Origin of the sequence: Streptococcus sp. 79, assembly GCF_013277425.1 — a bacterium.
In the GTDB taxonomy this organism is placed as follows: domain Bacteria; phylum Bacillota; class Bacilli; order Lactobacillales; family Streptococcaceae; genus Streptococcus; species Streptococcus pseudopneumoniae.
Window position 1 is genome coordinate 1 of sequence record NZ_VMMW01000016.1, and the last position, 17586, is coordinate 17586.

Sequence of the window (17586 nt, forward strand, 5' to 3'; positions counted from 1 at the left end):
CTTGACTTGTGACAATCGCTTGAGCCTTCATAGCGTGGCATTTCTTTTTACCAGAATCATTCGCTAATTGTTTTTTAGGGCGATTGATTTTTACTTCCGTCGCATCAATCATTACCGTGTCCTCAGAACTGAGAGGAGTTCTTGAAATCGTAAAACCACTTTGAACAAGAGTTACTTCAACCCATTGACTCCGATGGGTTAAGTTGCTTTCGTGGATACCAAAATCAGCCGCAATTTGTTCATAAGTTCGATATTCTCGCACATATTGAAGTCGCCATAAGAAGGTATTCTAGGCTTAGTTTAGGTTTTCGTCCCCCTTTTGCGTGTTTACCTTGATAAGCTGTTTTCAATACAGCTAACATCTCTTCAAAAGTGGTACGCTGAATACCAACAAGGAGCTTGAATCGTGCATCAGTTAGTTGTTTGCTTGCTTCATAATTTTATTGTATCATATTTTTGTTTCACAGGAAGTCTAATAAATAAAAACTCTTTAAAATTTTGTTGGGAAAATGGGAAAAGATATAAATGGAAACTTAGTATAACACTTGGAAAACTCTGTAAAAATAGTAAGTCAATTCATGCTTCGTTTTTTCTCTAGGGAAGTTGGGCGGCTATATTTCTATGACCATTTGTCGGAATAAACATCCCTGCCAAGGGTCTATAGAAAAACTTTTGTTATCAGATTTAGATGCCCAACTTGTCATTTATACTCTTTCATATAGGACTTTCTATAAGGATGGAAAAAAGAAGGGAAATTTGATAAGATAGGAATATGGATTTTGAAAAAATTGAACAAGCTTATACCTATTTACTAGAGAATGTCCAAGTCATCCAAAATGATTTGGCGACCAACTTTTATGACGCCTTAGTGGAGCAAAATAGCATCTATCTGGATGGCGAGACTGAGCTAAATCAGGTCAAGGAGAACAATCAGGCTCTTAAACGCTTAGCGCTTCTCAAAGAAGAATGGCTCAAGACCTACCAGTTTCTCTTGATGAAGGCTGGGCAGACAGAGCCCCTGCAGGCTAATCACCAGTTTACGCCAGATGCTATTGCCTTGCTTTTGGTATTTATTGTGGAAGAGTTGTTTAGAGAGGAAGAAATCACTATCCTCGAAATGGGTTCTGGCATGGGAATTCTGGGCGCTACTTTCTTGACCTCGCTTGATAAAAAGGTGGATTACTTGGGAATGGAAGTGGATGATTTGCTGATTGATTTGGCAGCTAGCATGGCAGACGTGATCGGATTGCAGGCTGGCTTTGTCCAAGGAGATGCCGTTCGTCCACAAATGCTCAAAGAAAGCGATGTGGTCATCAGCGACTTGCCGGTCGGCTATTATCCTGATGATGCCGTTGCGTCGCGTCATCAAGTTGCTTCTAGCCAAGAATATACTTACGCCCATCACTTGCTCATGGAACAAGGGCTTAAGTATCTCAAGTTAGACGGATACGCTATTTTTCTAGCTCCGAGTGATTTGTTGACCAGCCCTCAAAGTGATTTGTTAAAAGGGTGGCTGAAAGAAGAGGCGAGTCTGGTTGCTATGATTAGTCTGCCTGAAAATCTCTTTGCCAATGTCAACCAATCTAAGGCTATTTTTATCTTACAGAAGAAAAATGAAATAGCAGTAGAGCCTTTTGTGTATCCACTTGCTAGCTTGCAAGATGCAAGCATTTTAATGAAATTCAAAGAAAATTTTCAAAATTGGAGCAAAGGTACTGAAATATAAAATAGATTTTGTTATAATAGTTGAAAACGCTTAAAAGAGGTAATTGATAATGACAAAAACAATCGCAATAAATGCAGGAAGTTCAAGTTTAAAATGGCAATTATACTTAATGCCAGAAGAGAAAGTATTGGCGAAAGGCTTGATTGAACGTATCGGTTTGAAAGATTCAATTTCAACTGTAAAATTTGATGGCCGTTCTGAACAACAAATTTTAGATATCGAAAATCACACACAAGCTGTTAAAATCTTATTGGATGACTTGATTCGTTTCGATATTATCAAGGCTTATGATGAGATTACAGGTGTTGGACACCGTGTTGTTGCGGGTGGAGAATATTTCAAAGAATCAACAGTTGTTGAGGGGGATGTTTTAGAAAAAGTTGAAGAGTTGAGTTTGTTGGCTCCTCTCCACAATCCAGCCAATGCAGCAGGTGTTCGTGCCTTCAAGGAATTGTTGCCAGACATTACCAGTGTAGTTGTTTTTGATACTTCCTTCCACGCAAGTATGCCAGAGAAAGCTTATCGCTACCCTCTACCAACAAAATATTACACAGAAAACAAGGTTCGTAAATACGGTGCTCATGGTACAAGTCACCAGTTTGTAGCAGGAGAAGCTGCAAAACTCTTGGGACGTCCATTAGAAGACTTGAAGTTGATTACCTGTCATATTGGTAACGGAGGCTCAATTACAGCTGTAAAAGCCGGCAAATCTGTTGATACTTCTATGGGCTTCACTCCTCTGGGTGGTATTATGATGGGAACGCGTACAGGGGACATTGATCCAGCTATCATTCCTTATTTAATGCAATATACAGAGGATTTTAATACACCAGAAGATATCAGTAGTGTTCTTAATCGTGAATCGGGTCTTTTGGGAGTTTCTGCTAATTCTAGCGATATGCGTGACATAGAAGCTGCTGTAGCAGAAGGGAATCACGACGCTAGCTTGGCTTATGAAATGTATGTTGACCGTATTCAAAAACATATCGGTCAGTACCTTGCAGTACTAAACGGAGCAGATGCCATTGTTTTCACAGCAGGTGTTGGTGAAAATGCAGAAAATTTCCGTCGTGATGTAATCTCAGGAATTTCGTGGTTTGGTTGTGATGTTGATGATGAAAAGAATATCTTTGGTGTGACAGGAGACATCTCAACAGATGCAGCGAAGATTCGTGTCTTGGTTATTCCAACAGATGAAGAATTAGTCATTGCCCGTGATGTTGAACGCTTGAAAAAATAAGTGAAACTAAAAAAATATTCAATACAAGGAGTTGGGAAAGTTATTTTTCCAGCTTCTTTTTTTAAACTTAACTAGCTTTGAAAGGTAGAAGTCATAGATAGCGGTGGATGATTTTAAGAAGCGTTATAGTGGATTGAGATATAGTACATTGAGTCAAGAATAGGATACATCGGTTTCTGAAATATTGTTAAAAATGAGGATGAATTTCTCAATCAATTTGTTCATATTCTATTTCAACATACTATAAAATGTGAATAAATTAATTAGCTGATTTCAATGCATTTCTAAAAATGTATTAGAAGTCGTATTGTGCTGTTGTAATTTAAATTTGCTATAAAAGTGATAAAAGATAACTTATTTCCAATTTTCGCTTAGAATGACAGGTAGCATCAATTAATATTTTATATTATGTCAATTTTTGATTGTATCCGCTTACAATTTATGCTATAATAGTACAGTAATAAGTTATAAGAGCTGTTGTATCGTTCTTGGTTTATAGTTATGGAGGTAACATCATGGGTACTATTATGGAATTTGCAACAGAAAAACAGATTGAATCATTTCTTTCAACTTGTCATATCGAGGGACAAAGGAATTTTCTGATGGCTTTTAAGAAAAAGACATGGCTGAAATCCTTTATTGATTTTTTCATTATAGGAGGAGCCTACTATGTTCAGTCGAGTGTGAAGCCAAAGATTATGTCATTCACATCTAAGGGGATTTACTTGATGGACATTAGTGATGTAACTGAAAATCGGCCTAATCAAGTCATTGAAATGTCCTGGAGTCAAGTTGAAGATTTTAGTTATAACACAGTCTTGAACACAGTTAGAATTAAATGGCACTATCAAAGTGAACAGTACATCTTTTCAGTAGGTGTAGGTAATATCAGTCAACATTTAGGACAGTATCAATTTAACAAACAACATTATGATTATTTAGCACAACACGATTTCTTTCAGAAAGAGTGAATGACATGAAAAAGATAATTACAAAATGTATTGTTATTGCTACGACTTTGCTTATTATGGTACCGAGTTTTATAGAGATTGCATATGCTAACGAAACAAAGGTTCCAAATACAACTGTAGAGTATATTGATGTTGCCGAAGTAGAGAAGGATTTGAAATTCTTGTTTACAGAAGCGACGAGTTATGAGAATGGCGTTCTTTATGTTAATAAAGAATTATTGACAGAACGCTATGGCACTTTAGCACCGTATATTGTAATGGGCATTGAACGTATTTATACAGAGCCTAATTTGGTTCAAAACTTGCAAGCCTCTTTACAAGATAGAGATTTTGTTTCATGTATGCGTGATGAGTTGATTGGTATGATTCCAGGTATGGAACTTGTTGATTTAATGAGAGGGGACATTATCAGTTATATTCAAGGTAAAATGTGGGGCAAAGCTGCCTCATATATAGCAATGGAACTTGCTAAATTTGGCATGAAGAGTAACGTTGCAGGAATCGTTGCACAATTAGGAATCTCTGCTGGAAAATGTGCTATTTGGGGTTAGTTATGCTTAAATACTTGTAATTAAGAATGTTAAAATGATAATTCTGTCTTTAATGAATGTGATAAAGTGGTTGGAAAATAAATTTTCTAACCATTTTGTCGTTTTTAGTGTTTACAGGGAAAATGACTTCAAATTTTTTAAGTTTTAAGTATAGACTGTTACGGGAACGGTAGACATTGTGACAATAAGAAAGAGAATGAAAGCACGACGAAAAGGATTAAAAAATAAACAAGAGAATATTGGTAGAATTGTCCAAAACCTTGCTATGATTGGCTTTTTTGAAAAATATGGTATAATAGTAGTAATTTAATAGATGGAGTTGAGTTTTGAAGAAAAACTTTCGTGTAAAAAGAGAGAAAGATTTTAAGGCGATTTTCAAGGAGGGGACAAGTTTTGCTAATCGCAAATTTGTTGTCTACCAATTAGAAAACCAGAAAAACCATTTTCGAGTAGGTCTATCAGTTAGCAAGAAACTGGGGAATGCCGTCACTAGAAATCAAATCAAGCGACGGATTCGGCATATTATCCAGAATGCAAAAGGGAGTCTGGTAGAAGATGTCGACTTTGTTGTCATTGCTCGAAAAGGGGTTGAAACCTTGGGATACGCAGAGATGGAGAAAAATCTACTCCACGTATTAAAATTATCAAAGATTTACCAGGAAGGAAATGGGAGTGAAAAAGAAACTACAGTTGACTAGTTTGCTAGGACTGTCTCTATTGATCATGACAGCCTGTGCGACTAATGGGACAACTAGCGATATTACAGCCGATTCGGCTGATTTTTGGAGTAAATTTGTTTATTTCTTTGCGGAAATCATTCGCTTTTTATCGTTTGATATCAGTATCGGAGTGGGGATTATCCTCTTTACGGTCTTGATTCGTACAGTGCTCTTGCCGGTCTTTCAAGTGCAAATGGTGGCTTCCAGAAAAATGCAGGAAGCTCAGCCACGCATTAAGGCGCTTCGAGAACAATATCCGGGTCGAGATATGGAAAGCAGAACCAAGCTAGAGCAAGAAATGCGTAAAGTCTTTAAAGAAATGGGTGTTAGACAGTCAGATTCTCTTTGGCCGATTTTGATTCAGATGCCGGTCATCTTGGCCTTGTTCCAAGCTCTATCAAGAGTTGACTTTTTAAAGACAGGTCATTTCTTATGGATTAACCTTGGTGGTGTGGATACAACCCTTGTTCTTCCTATTTTAGCAGCTGTATTCACCTTTTTAAGTACTTGGCTGTCTAATAAAGCCTTGTCTGAGCGTAATGGAGCTACGACTGCGATGATGTATGGGATTCCAGTCTTGATTTTTATCTTTGCAGTTTATGCGCCAGGTGGAGTCGCCCTATACTGGACAGTGTCCAATGCTTATCAAGTCTTGCAAACCTATTTCTTGAACAATCCATTCAAGATTATCGCAGAGCGCGAGGCTGTAGTACAGGCACAGAAAGATTTGGAAAATAGAAAAAGAAAAGCCAAGAAAAAGGCTCAGAAAACGAAATAATAAGGAGGAATCTGGTAATGGTAGTATTTACAGGTTCAACTGTTGAAGAAGCAATCCAAAAAGGATTGAAGGAATTAGATATTCCAAGGAAGAAGGCACATATTAAAGTCATTTCTCGTGAGAAAAAAGGCTTTCTTGGTTTATTTGGTAAAAAACCAGCCCAGGTTGACATTGAAGCGATTAGTGAAACGACTGTTGTCAAAGCAAACCAACAAGCTGTAAAGGGAGTTCCAAAACAAATCAATGATTTGAATGAGCCTGTTAAAACAGTCAGTGAAGCAACTGTTGATTTGGGTCATGTTGTAGAAGCAATTAAAAAGATTGAAGAGGAAGGCCAAGGTATTTCTGATGAAGTCAAGGCTGAAATCTTAAAACATGAAAGACATGCCAGCACTATCTTGGAAGAAACTGGGCATATTGAGATTTTAAATGAACTTCAAATCGAGGAAGTGATGAGGGAAGAAGCGGGCGCTGATGACCTTGAAACCGAGCAAGACCAAACTGAAAATCAAGACTTGACAGAGATGGGCTTGAAAGTTGGACCAAGCTTTGATATTGAACAAGTAGCTACGGAAGTAATGGCTTATGTTCAAACGATTATTGATGACATGGATGTTGAGGCTACACTTTCAAATGATTATAACCGTCGTAGCATCAATCTACAAATTGACACCAACGAACCAGGTCGTATTATCGGCTACCATGGTAAAGTCTTGAAGTCCTTGCAACTGTTGGCTCAAAATTATCTTTATAATAGCTATTCAAGAACCTTCTACATTACAATCAATGTCAATGATTATGTTGAACACCGTGCAGAAGTTTTGCAGACCTATGCGCAAAAATTGGCGACTCGTGTTTTGGAAGAAGGGCGCAGTCATAAAACAGATCCAATGTCAAATAGCGAACGCAAGATTATCCATCGTATTATTTCACGTATGGATGGTGTGACTAGTTACTCTGAAGGTGATGAGCCCAATCGCTATGTCGTTGTAGATACAGAATAAGTAAAATCAGGGTTGACCTGATTTTTTGCTAGCTAGAGGAGATGAAACGGATGTTGAATAAGATAAGAGATTATTTAGACTTTGCTGGTTTGCAGTACCGTAATCCTGATAAAGCGGGAGCAGAGCGAGAGAAGATGCTGGAATTGCGCTATAAAGGCCAAGAGGCACGAAAGGCTTTTACAGAACTGGCCAAAGCCTTTCAAGCAAGCCATCCAGAATGGCAACTCCAACAGACTAGTCAGTGGATGAATCAGGCCCAGCGTTTGAGACCACATTTTTGGGTTTATCTACAGAGAGACGGACAAGTGACAGAACCTATGATGGCCTTACGTTTGTATGGGACATCTACTGACTTTGGAATTTCTTTGGAAGTCAGTTTCATCGAGCGTAAGAAGGATGAGCAAACACTGGGCAAGCAGGCCAAAGTTTTAGACATTCCAACCGTTAAAGGGATTTATTATCTAGCCTACTCTGATGGTCAAAGTCAACGGTGGGAGGCGAACGAAGAAAATCGTCGCACTTTAGTCGAGAAGATAGGCAGCCAAGAAGTCCGTAAAGTTTTAGTGAAGGCAGACGTTCCTGTGACAGAAAATTCGTCTGAAGAAGAAATCGTAGAAGGCTTATTGAAGTCTTATTCTAAAATTCTTCCCTATTATCTAGCTACGAGAAAATAAGATAATTTGTAAAACATCATAAATCATACAGTCCAAGAGTGAACAGTCCGCTGTGTAATTCTTGGTCTTTTTGTTTGCGCTTTCGCATTATATAATAAACTTACAAAAACAATTCAAAAGGAGAACAATTATGGAAGTCGTTTCAAGTGTTCTAAATTGGTTTTCTAGCAATATTTTGCAGAATCCCGCATTTTTCGTAGGTTTATTGGTGTTGATAGGATATGCACTTTTGAAAAAACCTGCCCATGACGTTTTTTCAGGGTTTGTTAAAGCAACAGTAGGGTATATGTTGCTTAACGTGGGTGCTGGTGGTTTGGTTACAACCTTTCGTCCAATCTTAGCAGCTCTTAACTACAAATTCCAAATTGGTGCAGCGGTTATCGACCCTTACTTTGGACTTGCTGCAGCAAACAACAAAATTGCAGCAGAGTTTCCAGATTTTGTTGGAACTGCAACTACAGCTCTATTGATTGGTTTCGGAATAAATATCTTGCTCGTAGCTCTTCGAAAGATTACGAAGGTAAGAACCCTCTTTATTACTGGTCACATCATGGTACAACAAGCTGCAACAGTATCTCTTATGATTCTATTCTTAGTACCACAATTGCGCAATGCTTACGGTACAGCAGCGATTGGTATCATCTGTGGACTTTACTGGGCAGTTAGTTCAAATATGACTGTTGAGGCAACTCAACGCTTGACTGGTGGTGGCGGATTTGCGATTGGTCACCAACAGCAATTTGCAATCTGGTTTGTAGATAAAGTAGCAGGACGCTTTGGTAAGAAAGAAGAAAGTTTAGACAATCTTAAATTACCTAAGTTCCTCTCAATCTTCCACGATACAGTTGTTGCATCTGCTACCTTGATGCTCGTATTCTTCGGAGTCATTCTTTTAATCTTGGGTCCAGACATTATGTCTAATAAAGAAGTCATCACTTCAGGAACTCTATTCAATCCTGCTAAACAAGATTTCTTTATGTACATTATCCAAACAGCCTTTACCTTCTCAGTTTACCTGTTCGTTTTGATGCAAGGTGTCCGAATGTTCGTATCTGAGTTGACAAACGCCTTCCAAGGTATTTCAAACAAATTGTTGCCAGGTTCATTCCCAGCGGTTGACGTTGCAGCTTCTTATGGATTTGGTTCTCCAAATGCTGTCTTGTCAGGATTTACCTTTGGTTTGATTGGTCAATTGATTACAATTGTCTTGCTCATCGTCTTTAAAAATCCGATTCTTATTATTACAGGATTTGTACCAGTGTTCTTTGACAATGCAGCCATTGCGGTCTACGCTGATAAACGCGGCGGATGGAAAGCGGCTGTTATCCTTTCCTTTATATCAGGTGTCCTTCAAGTTGCTCTAGGAGCTCTTTGTGTGGCTCTTCTCGATTTGGCATCTTATGGTGGCTACCATGGAAATATCGACTTTGAATTCCCATGGCTTGGATTTGGATATATCTTCAAATACCTTGCTATTGTTGGTTATGTACTTGTGTGTCTCTTCTTGCTTGTTATTCCTCAACTTCAATTTGCCAAAGCAAAAGATAAAGAGAAATATTACAACGGTGAAGTTCAAGAAGAAGCTTAGTATCTAGAAAAGGAGAAATAAAATGGTTAAAGTATTAGCAGCGTGCGGAAATGGAATGGGTTCATCAATGGTTATCAAGATGAAGGTTGAAAATGCTCTCCGTAAGCTTAATCAAACAGATTTTACAGTCAATTCATGCAGTGTCGGTGAAGCTAAAGGTTTAGCAGTAGGATATGACATCGTAATCGCTTCTCTTCATTTGATTCAAGAATTGGAAGGGCGAACTAATGGGAAGTTAATTGGACTTGATAACTTGATGGATGATAAAGAAATCACCGAAAAACTCAGTCAAGCACTACAGTAAAAGGTTGGAGGGGGCTGGACAGAAACTGAGAGTTATCGTTTCTGTCCTTCTCCCTCTTTAAATAAAGGAGGCAGATATGAATTTAAAACAAGCTTTAATTGACAATGACTCGATCCGACTAGGTTTAGAGGCTAACAATTGGAAAGAAGCAGTCAAGGTAGCAGTAGATCCCTTAATTGAAAGTGGGGCAATTTTGCCAGAGTATTACGATGCTATCATTGAATCGACTGAAGAGTATGGGCCTTACTATATCTTGATGCCAGGTATGGCTATGCCCCACGCTAGACCTGAAGCTGGTGTGCAAAGTGATGCCTTTTCATTGATTACCTTACAAAATCCTGTTGTATTTTCAGATGGGAAAGAGGTATCTGTTTTGTTGGCACTAGCAGCAACAAGTTCAAAAATTCACACAAGTGTAGCCATTCCACAAATTATTGCCCTGTTTGAATTAGAAGATTCTATTGCACGTTTACAGGCTTGCCAGACTAAAGAAGATGTCTTGGCTATGATTGAAGAATCTAAGGATAGCCCTTATCTCGAAGGATTGGATTTGGAAAGTTAGAAAGAGGAATAAAGAAATGACAAAAAGAATACCTAATTTACAAGTTGCATTAGACCATTCAGACTTGCAAGGAGCGATTAAAGCAGCTGTTTCTGTTGGTCAGGAAGTAGATATTATCGAAGCTGGAACTGTTTGCTTGCTTCAAGTTGGAAGTGAACTGGCTGAAGTCTTGCGTAGCCTTTTCCCAGATAAGATTATTGTGGCAGACACAAAATGTGCTGATGCTGGTGGAACAGTTGCTAAAAATAATGCGGTTCGTGGAGCAGACTGGATGACTTGTATCTGTTGTGCAACCATCCCTACTATGGAAGCAGCTCTAAAGGCTATCAAGACTGAACGAGGAGAACGAGGCGAAATCCAGATCGAGCTTTATGGCGATTGGACTTTTGAACAAGCTCAGCTTTGGCTAGATGCAGGTATCTCACAAGCTATTTATCACCAATCTCGTGATGCTCTTCTTGCTGGTGAAACTTGGGGTGAAAAAGACCTTAATAAGGTTAAAAAACTCATTGACATGGGCTTCCGTGTATCTGTAACAGGTGGTCTAGATGTAGATACTCTCAAACTCTTTGAAGGTGTTGATGTCTTTACCTTTATCGCAGGTCGTGGAATTACAGAGGCTGCGGATCCAGCAGGAGCAGCGCGTGCCTTCAAGGATGAAATCAAACGAATTTGGGGGTAAATCATGGTACGTCCAATTGGAATTTATGAAAAGGCAACCCCAACACACTTTACTTGGCTAGAACGTTTAAATTTTGCCAAGGAGTTAGGCTTTGATTTTGTCGAGATGTCTATTGACGAACGTGACGAGCGTTTAGCAAGACTTGACTGGAGTAAGGAAGAACGCTTGGAAGTTGTCAAAGCAATCTATGGAACTGGTGTTCGTATTCCTTCTATCTGTTTTTCAGGCCATCGTCGCTACCCATTGGGTTCAAAAGATCCAGTTCTAGAGGAAAAATCTCTAGAACTCATGAAAAAATGTATCGAATTAGCTCAAGACTTGGGAGTTCGTACGATTCAATTAGCTGGTTACGATGTTTACTATGAGGAAAAGTCACCCCAGACACGCCAACGTTTTATCAAAAATTTGAGAAAAGCCTGTGACTGGGCTGAAGAAGCTCAGGTGGTACTTGCTATTGAAATTATGGATGATCCTTTCATCAATAGCATCGAAAAATATTTGGCTATAGAAAAAGAGCTTGACTCTCCCTTCCTCTTTGTATATCCAGATATTGGTAATGTGTCTGCATGGCATAATGATATCTATAGTGAGTTTTATCTTGGTCATCATGCCATCGCAGCTCTCCATCTCAAGGATACTTATGCAGTGACAGAAAGTTCAAAGGGGCAGTTCCGAGATGTACCTTTTGGGCAAGGTTGTGTCAAATGGGAAGAAGCTTTCGATATTTTAAAACAAACCAATTATAATGGACCTTTCCTAATCGAAATGTGGTCTGAAAATTGTGAAACAGTAGAAGAAACACGCGCAGCCATTCAAGAGGCGCAAGCTTTTCTCTATCCACTCATTAAGAAAGCAGGTTTGATGTAAGATGAATCAAGTAATCGATGCTATGCGTAAACGAGTCTGTGATGCCAATCAATCATTGCCAAAACATGGACTTGTCAAATTTACCTGGGGGAATGTATCTGAAGTCAATCGCGAACTCGGTGTCATTGTTATCAAACCATCAGGCGTGGATTATGACGAATTGACACCTGAAAACATGGTAGTGACTGATCTAGATGGTAAGATCCTAGAAGGGGATTTAAGACCATCTTCCGACCTCCCAACTCATGTGCAATTATATAAGGCTTGGTCAGAAATTGGTAGTGTGGTTCACACCCATTCGACAGAAGCTGTTGGTTGGGCTCAGGCAGGTCGTGATATTCCTTTCTACGGAACAACCCATGCAGATTATTTCTACGGTTCAATCCCTTGCGCCCGTAGTTTGACCAAGGACGAAGTAGAAGTGACCTATGAAAAAGATACTGGCCTGGTTATCGTAGAAGAGTTTGAACATCGCGGACTTAACCCGGTTGAAGTACCAGGAATTGTTGTACGCAATCACGGTCCATTCACCTGGGGCAAAAATCCAGAGAATGCTGTTTATCACTCTGTCGTACTAGAGGAAGTATCAAAGATGAATCGCTTTACAGAACAAATCAATCCAAGAGTTGGACCTGCTCCCCAGTACATACTAGAAAAACACTACCAACGTAAACATGGACCAAATGCTTATTATGGTCAAAAGTAAGAACGATGAAGGAGGAGAAAAAGATAAATTTAGCTCCTCTTTTTACATTTGATTTTTATTGAGAGTAAAGTTGGAGTTGAAGTAATTTTGAAAGATTTTTTAGAAATAGCGCTTGATATATATGGTAAAATAAAAAGAATTGCTGTGATATCAATAGATTTGGGGGATTTTTTAATATGGTACTGGATAAGGCAAGTTGTGATTTGCTTCAATATTTGATGGATCAAGAAACGTCCAAAACGATTATGGCGATTTCGAAAGATTTGAAAGAGTCAAGAAGGAAAATTTATTATCACATTGACAAAATCAATGCTGCTCTGGTTGACGAGGCGCTTCACATCATTAGTATTCCACGAATTGGTATTCACTTAACGGAAGAGCAGAGAGATGCTTGTTGTAAACTATTATCGGAAGTAGATTCGTACGATTATATCATGAGTGCGCATGAACGTATGATGATAATGTTACTATGGATAGGTATTTCTAAAGAACGTATTACGATTGAAAAATTGATAGAGTTAACAGAGGTATCTAGGAATACTGTTCTCAATGATTTGAATAGTATTCGTTATCAACTAACTTTGGAACAATATCAGGTGATCTTGCAAGTGAGCAAGTCACAGGGATACCACCTTCATGCCCACCCTCTTAATAAAATTCAGTATCTTCAATCGCTTCTATATCATATTTTTATGGAAGAAAATGCCACTTTTGTATCTATTTTAGAAGATAAGATGAAAGAGAGGTTAGATGATGAGTGTTTGCTTTCTGTTGAAATGAACCAATTTTTTAAGGAACAGGTTCCTTTAGTTGAACAAGATTTAGGGAAGAAAATAAACCATCATGAAATAACTTTTATGTTGCAGGTTCTACCTTATTTGCTGTTAAGCTGTCATAATGTTGAACAGTATCAAGAAAGACATCAGGATATAGAGAAAGAGTTTTCTTTGATAAGAAAAAGAATAGAGTATCAGGTGTCTAAGAAATTAGGAGAACGGTTGTTTCAAAAGTTTGAAATTTCTTTGTCAGGACTTGAAGTTTCTCTTGTAGCTGTTCTCCTCCTCTCCTATCGTAAAGATTTGGATATTCATGCAGAAAGTGATGATTTTCGGCAATTAAAACTTGCTTTAGAAGAATTTATCTGGTATTTTGAATCACAAATCCGAATGGAGATTGAGAACAAGGATGATTTGTTACGAAATTTGATGATCCACTGTAAAGCCTTGTTATTTAGAAAGACTTACGGTATTTTTTCTAAAAATCCTCTAACAAAACAAATTCGATCCAAGTATGGAGAATTATTTTTAGTCACTAGAAAATCTGCGGAAATTTTAGAAGGAGCATGGTTTATTCGGCTAACAGACGATGATATTGCCTATTTGACGATTCATATTGGAGGATTTTTAAAGTATACACCATCGTCTCAAAAAAATATGAAAAAAGTTTATCTCGTTTGTGATGAAGGTGTTGCGGTTTCGAGACTTTTGCTGAAACAATGCAAACTTTATTTTCCAAATGAGCAAATTGACACTGTATTTACAACAGAACAATTTAAGAGTGTGGAAGATATTGCACAAGTTGATGTAGTGATTACTACTAATGATGATTTGGATAGCAGATTTCCGATTTTAAGGGTTAATCCTATCCTTGAAGCAGAAGATATTTTGAAAATGCTAGACTATCTTAAACACAATATATTTTGTAATGAGAGCAAAAGTTTCAGTGAAAATCTTTCTAGTCTTATTTCGTCTTATATTGTAGACAGCAAGTTGGCTAGTAAGTTCCAAGAAGAGGTTCAAACACTTATAAATCAAGAAATAGTAGTTCAAGCTTTTTTGGAAGATATTTGAAGGACAGTCCAATGATGAACACAAACCTGTGTTTTTCTTGGTCTTTTTTAGTGTTTTGAAGGGTGGTATACTAATCTCAAAGATAACAATTATATCCAAAGGAGGCAACATATGCCAAACGTCAAAGAAATTACAAGAGAGTCATGGATTTTAGCCACTTTCCCAGAGTGGGGAACCTGGTTGAACGAAGAAATCGAAGAAGAAGTGGTGCCAGCAGGCAACTTTGCCATGTGGTGGCTAGGCAACTGTGGTACTTGGATTAAGACACCAGCTGGTGCTAACGTTGTCATGGACCTTTGGTCAAACCGTGGAAAATCAACTAAAAAAGTGAAAGATATGGTTCGTGGGCACCAAATGGCAAATATGGCAGGTGTTCGTAAGTTGCAACCAAACTTGCGTGTTCAGCCAATGGTTATCGATCCATTTGCTATCAACGAACTAGACTATTACTTAGTTTCACACTTCCACAGTGATCATATCGACCCATACACAGCTGCAGCAATTCTCAACAATCCTAAGTTAGAGCATGTTAAGTTTATCGGTCCTTACCACTGTGGACGAATCTGGGAAGGATGGGGTGTTCCAAAAGAACGTATCATCGTTGTGAAGCCAGGTGACACTATCGAATTAAAAGATATGAAGATTCATGCAGTAGAATCATTTGACCGTACTTGCTTGGTAACTCTCCCAGTGAACGGTGCTGATGAGACAGGCGGTGAACTTGCTGGCTTGGCTGTTACAGATGAAGAAATGGCTCAAAAGGCTGTTAACTATATCTTTGAAACACCAGGTGGAACCATCTATCATGGTGCAGATTCTCACTTCTCAAACTATTTTGCAAAACATGGTAAAGACTTTAAAATTGATGTTGCTTTGAATAACTATGGTGAAAATCCGGTAGGTATCCAAGACAAAATGACATCTATCGACCTTCTTCGTATGGCAGAAAATCTGCGTACAAAAGTCATTATCCCAGTTCACTATGATATCTGGTCTAACTTCATGGCTTCTACTAATGAGATTCTAGAACTTTGGAAAATGCGAAAAGATCGCTTGCAATACGATTTCCATCCATTTATCTGGGAAGTTGGCGGTAAGTATACTTATCCTCAAGATCAACACTTAGTAGAATACCATCATCCACGTGGTTTTGATGATTGTTTTGAACAAGACTCTAACATTCAATTTAAAGCTTTGCTATAATATAAAAATATTCTTTGGAGGTTATCCGTATGTTGCATGATACGGATAATTTTCATATAATAGTAAAATAGAATGTGTGATACAATAATCACCTCAAATAGAAAGGAAATTCTATGTCAAATCTATCTGTTAATGCAATTCGTTTCCTAGGTATTGACGCCATTAATAAAGCCAACTCAGGTCACCCAGGTGTGGTCATGGGAGCGGCTCCGATGGCTTACAGCCTCTTTACAAAACAACTTCGTATCAATCCAGCTCAACCAAACTGGATTAACCGCGACCGCTTTATTCTTTCAGCTGGTCATGGTTCAATGCTCCTTTATGCTCTTCTTCACCTTTCTGGTTTTGAAGATGTCAGCATGGATGAGATTAAGAGCTTCCGTCAGTGGGGTTCAAAAACACCAGGTCACCCAGAATTTGGTCATACAGCAGGGATTGATGCAACGACAGGTCCTTTAGGTCAAGGGATTTCAACTGCCACTGGTTTTGCCCAGGCAGAACGCTTCTTAGCAGCCAAATATAACCGCGAAGGCTACAATATCTTTGACCACTATACTTATGTTATCTGTGGAGATGGAGACTTGATGGAAGGTGTCTCAAGTGAGGCAGCTTCATACGCAGGTTTGCAAAAACTAGACAAGTTGGTTGTCCTCTATGATTCAAATGATATCAACTTGGATGGTGAGACAAAGGATTCCTTCACTGAAAGCGTTCGTGACCGTTACAATGCCTATGGTTGGCATACTGCCTTGGTCGAAGATGGAACAGACTTGGAAGCAATCCAAGCTGCTATCGAAACAGCTAAAGCTTCAGGCAAGCCATCTTTGATTGAAGTGAAGACTGTTATTGGATACGGTTCTCCAAACAAACAAGGAACCAATGCTGTACATGGTGCCCCTCTTGGAGCAGATGAAACTGCAGCAACTCGTCAAGCCCTTGATTGGGAATACGAGCCGTTTGAAATCCCAGAACAAGTTTATGCTGATTTCAAAGAACATGTTGCAGACCGTGGCGCATCAGCTTATGAAGCTTGGACAAAATTAGTTGCTGACTATAAAGAAGCGCATCCAGAATTGGCTGCGGAAGTAGAAGCTATCATCGATGGACGTGATCCAGTCGAAGTGACTCCAGCAGACTTCCCAGCTTTAGAAAATGGTTTTTCTCAAGCAACTCGTAATTCAAGTCAAGATGCCTTGAATGTTGTGGCAGCTAAATTACCAACCTTCCTAGGTGGATCAGCTGACCTTGCTCACTCAAACATGACTTATATCAAGACGGATGGACTTCAAGACGATGCCAATCGCTTGAATCGTAACATTCAGTTTGGTGTTCGTGAATTTGCAATGGGAACAATCTTGAACGGGATGGCCCTTCATGGTGGACTTCGTGTATACGGTGGAACTTTCTTCGTCTTCTCTGACTATGTGAAGGCAGCTGTCCGCTTGTCAGCCTTACAAGGACTTCCTGTGACTTATGTCTTTACCCATGATTCAATCGCAGTTGGGGAAGATGGTCCGACTCACGAACCAGTTGAGCATTTAGCAGGTCTTCGTGCTATGCCAAATCTAAATGTTTTCCGTCCAGCAGATGCGCGTGAAACGCAAGCAGCTTGGTACCTTGCAGTGACAAGTGAGAAAACACCAACTGCCCTTGTCTTGACACGTCAAAACTTGACTGTTGAAGATGGAACAGACTTCGACAAGGTTGCTAAAGGTGCTTATGTTGTCTATGAAAATGCAGCCGACTTTGATACCATCTTGATTGCGACAGGTTCAGAGGTTAATCTTGCTGTCTCAGCTGCTAAAGAATTGGCTAGTCAAGGCGAAAAAGTTCGCGTAGTCAGCATGCCATCTACAGATGTCTTTGATAAACAAGATGCAGCTTACAAGGAAGAGATTCTTCCAAATGCAGTCCGCCGTCGTGTTGCAGTCGAAATGGGTGCAAGTCAAAACTGGTACAAATATGTTGGTCTCGATGGTGTCGTTCTAGGTATTGATACCTTCGGAGCCTCTGCCCCAGCACCAAAAGTATTGGCAGAATATGGCTTTACTGTAGAAAATCTTGTAAAAATTGTTCGAAACTTGAAATAATCCTAAAAATCAGGGCGTAAGCTCTGGTTTTTCTTACCAGAAAAGTAAGGTACAATCTTGTAAAAGTAGCT

General features: G+C 39.0%; 17 protein-coding genes and 1 pseudogene. 17 read left to right on the forward strand and 1 reads right to left on the reverse strand.

Going from position 1 to position 17586, the window contains the following annotated elements; translation table 11 throughout:
* A pseudogene (locus tag HT729_RS03930) lies at nt 1–386 on the reverse strand (transposase family protein); the annotation flags it as partial.
* A 386-nt stretch (nt 387–772) separates the two neighbouring features.
* Between HT729_RS03930 and HT729_RS03935 the strand changes: the two are divergent.
* From HT729_RS03935 to tkt, 17 genes are all read left to right on the forward strand, one after another.
* Entirely contained in the window at nt 773–1726 is a 954-nt protein-coding gene (locus tag HT729_RS03935) for a class I SAM-dependent methyltransferase (protein ID WP_172931696.1), read from the forward strand.
* A gap of 49 nt (nt 1727–1775) precedes the next feature.
* Nucleotides 1776–2966, forward strand: coding sequence for an acetate kinase (locus HT729_RS03940; RefSeq protein WP_172931697.1), 1191 nt, complete (start codon nt 1776–1778; stop codon nt 2964–2966).
* A gap of 515 nt (nt 2967–3481) precedes the next feature.
* A complete protein-coding gene (locus HT729_RS03945) occupies nt 3482–3937 on the forward strand; it encodes a hypothetical protein (protein ID WP_172931698.1) in 456 nt (151 codons plus the stop codon).
* Nucleotides 3938–3942: 5 nt separating this feature from the next.
* Nucleotides 3943–4488 carry a hypothetical protein gene (locus HT729_RS03950; RefSeq protein ID WP_172931699.1) on the forward strand — a complete coding sequence of 182 codons (546 nt, stop codon included), beginning with the start codon at nt 3943–3945 and terminating at the stop codon, nt 4486–4488.
* A gap of 326 nt (nt 4489–4814) precedes the next feature.
* Nucleotides 4815–5186: a ribonuclease P protein component gene (gene rnpA / locus HT729_RS03955; protein ID WP_000739245.1), complete on the forward strand. Its 372-nt coding sequence runs from the start codon at nt 4815–4817 to the stop codon at nt 5184–5186.
* Complete coding sequence (locus HT729_RS03960) at nt 5161–5985, forward strand: membrane protein insertase YidC (RefSeq protein ID WP_221762781.1); 825 nt, start codon at nt 5161–5163, stop codon at nt 5983–5985. Before rnpA ends, HT729_RS03960 begins: the two co-directional genes overlap by 26 nt.
* Nucleotides 5986–6002: 17 nt before the next feature.
* Entirely contained in the window at nt 6003–6989 is a 987-nt protein-coding gene (gene jag, locus HT729_RS03965) for an RNA-binding cell elongation regulator Jag/EloR (protein WP_172931700.1), read from the forward strand.
* A 50-nt stretch (nt 6990–7039) separates the two neighbouring features.
* The gene (locus tag HT729_RS03970; RefSeq protein ID WP_023937019.1) at nt 7040–7663 is read left to right on the forward strand and encodes a hypothetical protein; all 624 of its coding nucleotides are present in this window, start codon (nt 7040–7042) and stop codon (nt 7661–7663) included.
* 130 nt (nt 7664–7793) lie between these two features.
* Nucleotides 7794–9251: a PTS ascorbate transporter subunit IIC gene (locus HT729_RS03975; RefSeq protein WP_050261053.1), complete on the forward strand. Its 1458-nt coding sequence runs from the start codon at nt 7794–7796 to the stop codon at nt 9249–9251.
* A gap of 22 nt (nt 9252–9273) precedes the next feature.
* Nucleotides 9274–9555 carry a PTS sugar transporter subunit IIB gene (locus tag HT729_RS03980; RefSeq protein ID WP_000241469.1) on the forward strand — a complete coding sequence of 94 codons (282 nt, stop codon included), beginning with the start codon at nt 9274–9276 and terminating at the stop codon, nt 9553–9555.
* 76 nt (nt 9556–9631) lie between these two features.
* Complete coding sequence (locus HT729_RS03985) at nt 9632–10117, forward strand: PTS sugar transporter subunit IIA (RefSeq protein ID WP_001049932.1); 486 nt, start codon at nt 9632–9634, stop codon at nt 10115–10117.
* Nucleotides 10118–10133: 16 nt separating this feature from the next.
* A complete protein-coding gene (locus tag HT729_RS03990; RefSeq protein WP_000166727.1) occupies nt 10134–10799 on the forward strand; it encodes a 3-keto-L-gulonate-6-phosphate decarboxylase UlaD in 666 nt (221 codons plus the stop codon).
* Between the two features lie 3 nt (nt 10800–10802).
* Entirely contained in the window at nt 10803–11666 is an 864-nt protein-coding gene (locus HT729_RS03995; RefSeq protein ID WP_172931701.1) for an L-ribulose-5-phosphate 3-epimerase, read from the forward strand.
* Nucleotide 11667: 1 nt separating this feature from the next.
* Nucleotides 11668–12372, forward strand: coding sequence for an L-ribulose-5-phosphate 4-epimerase (locus HT729_RS04000; RefSeq protein WP_119942037.1), 705 nt, complete (start codon nt 11668–11670; stop codon nt 12370–12372).
* A gap of 176 nt (nt 12373–12548) precedes the next feature.
* The gene (locus HT729_RS04005; RefSeq protein ID WP_172931702.1) at nt 12549–14222 is read left to right on the forward strand and encodes a transcription antiterminator; all 1674 of its coding nucleotides are present in this window, start codon (nt 12549–12551) and stop codon (nt 14220–14222) included.
* Between the two features lie 111 nt (nt 14223–14333).
* On the forward strand, nt 14334–15425 hold the full coding sequence (ulaG, locus tag HT729_RS04010) for an L-ascorbate 6-phosphate lactonase (RefSeq protein WP_172931703.1): 1092 nt from the start codon (nt 14334–14336) through the stop codon (nt 15423–15425).
* Between the two features lie 113 nt (nt 15426–15538).
* Nucleotides 15539–17515, forward strand: a complete 1977-nt coding sequence (gene tkt, locus HT729_RS04015; protein ID WP_172931704.1) for a transketolase — start codon at nt 15539–15541, stop codon at nt 17513–17515.
* Nucleotides 17516–17586: the final 71 nt, after the last annotated feature.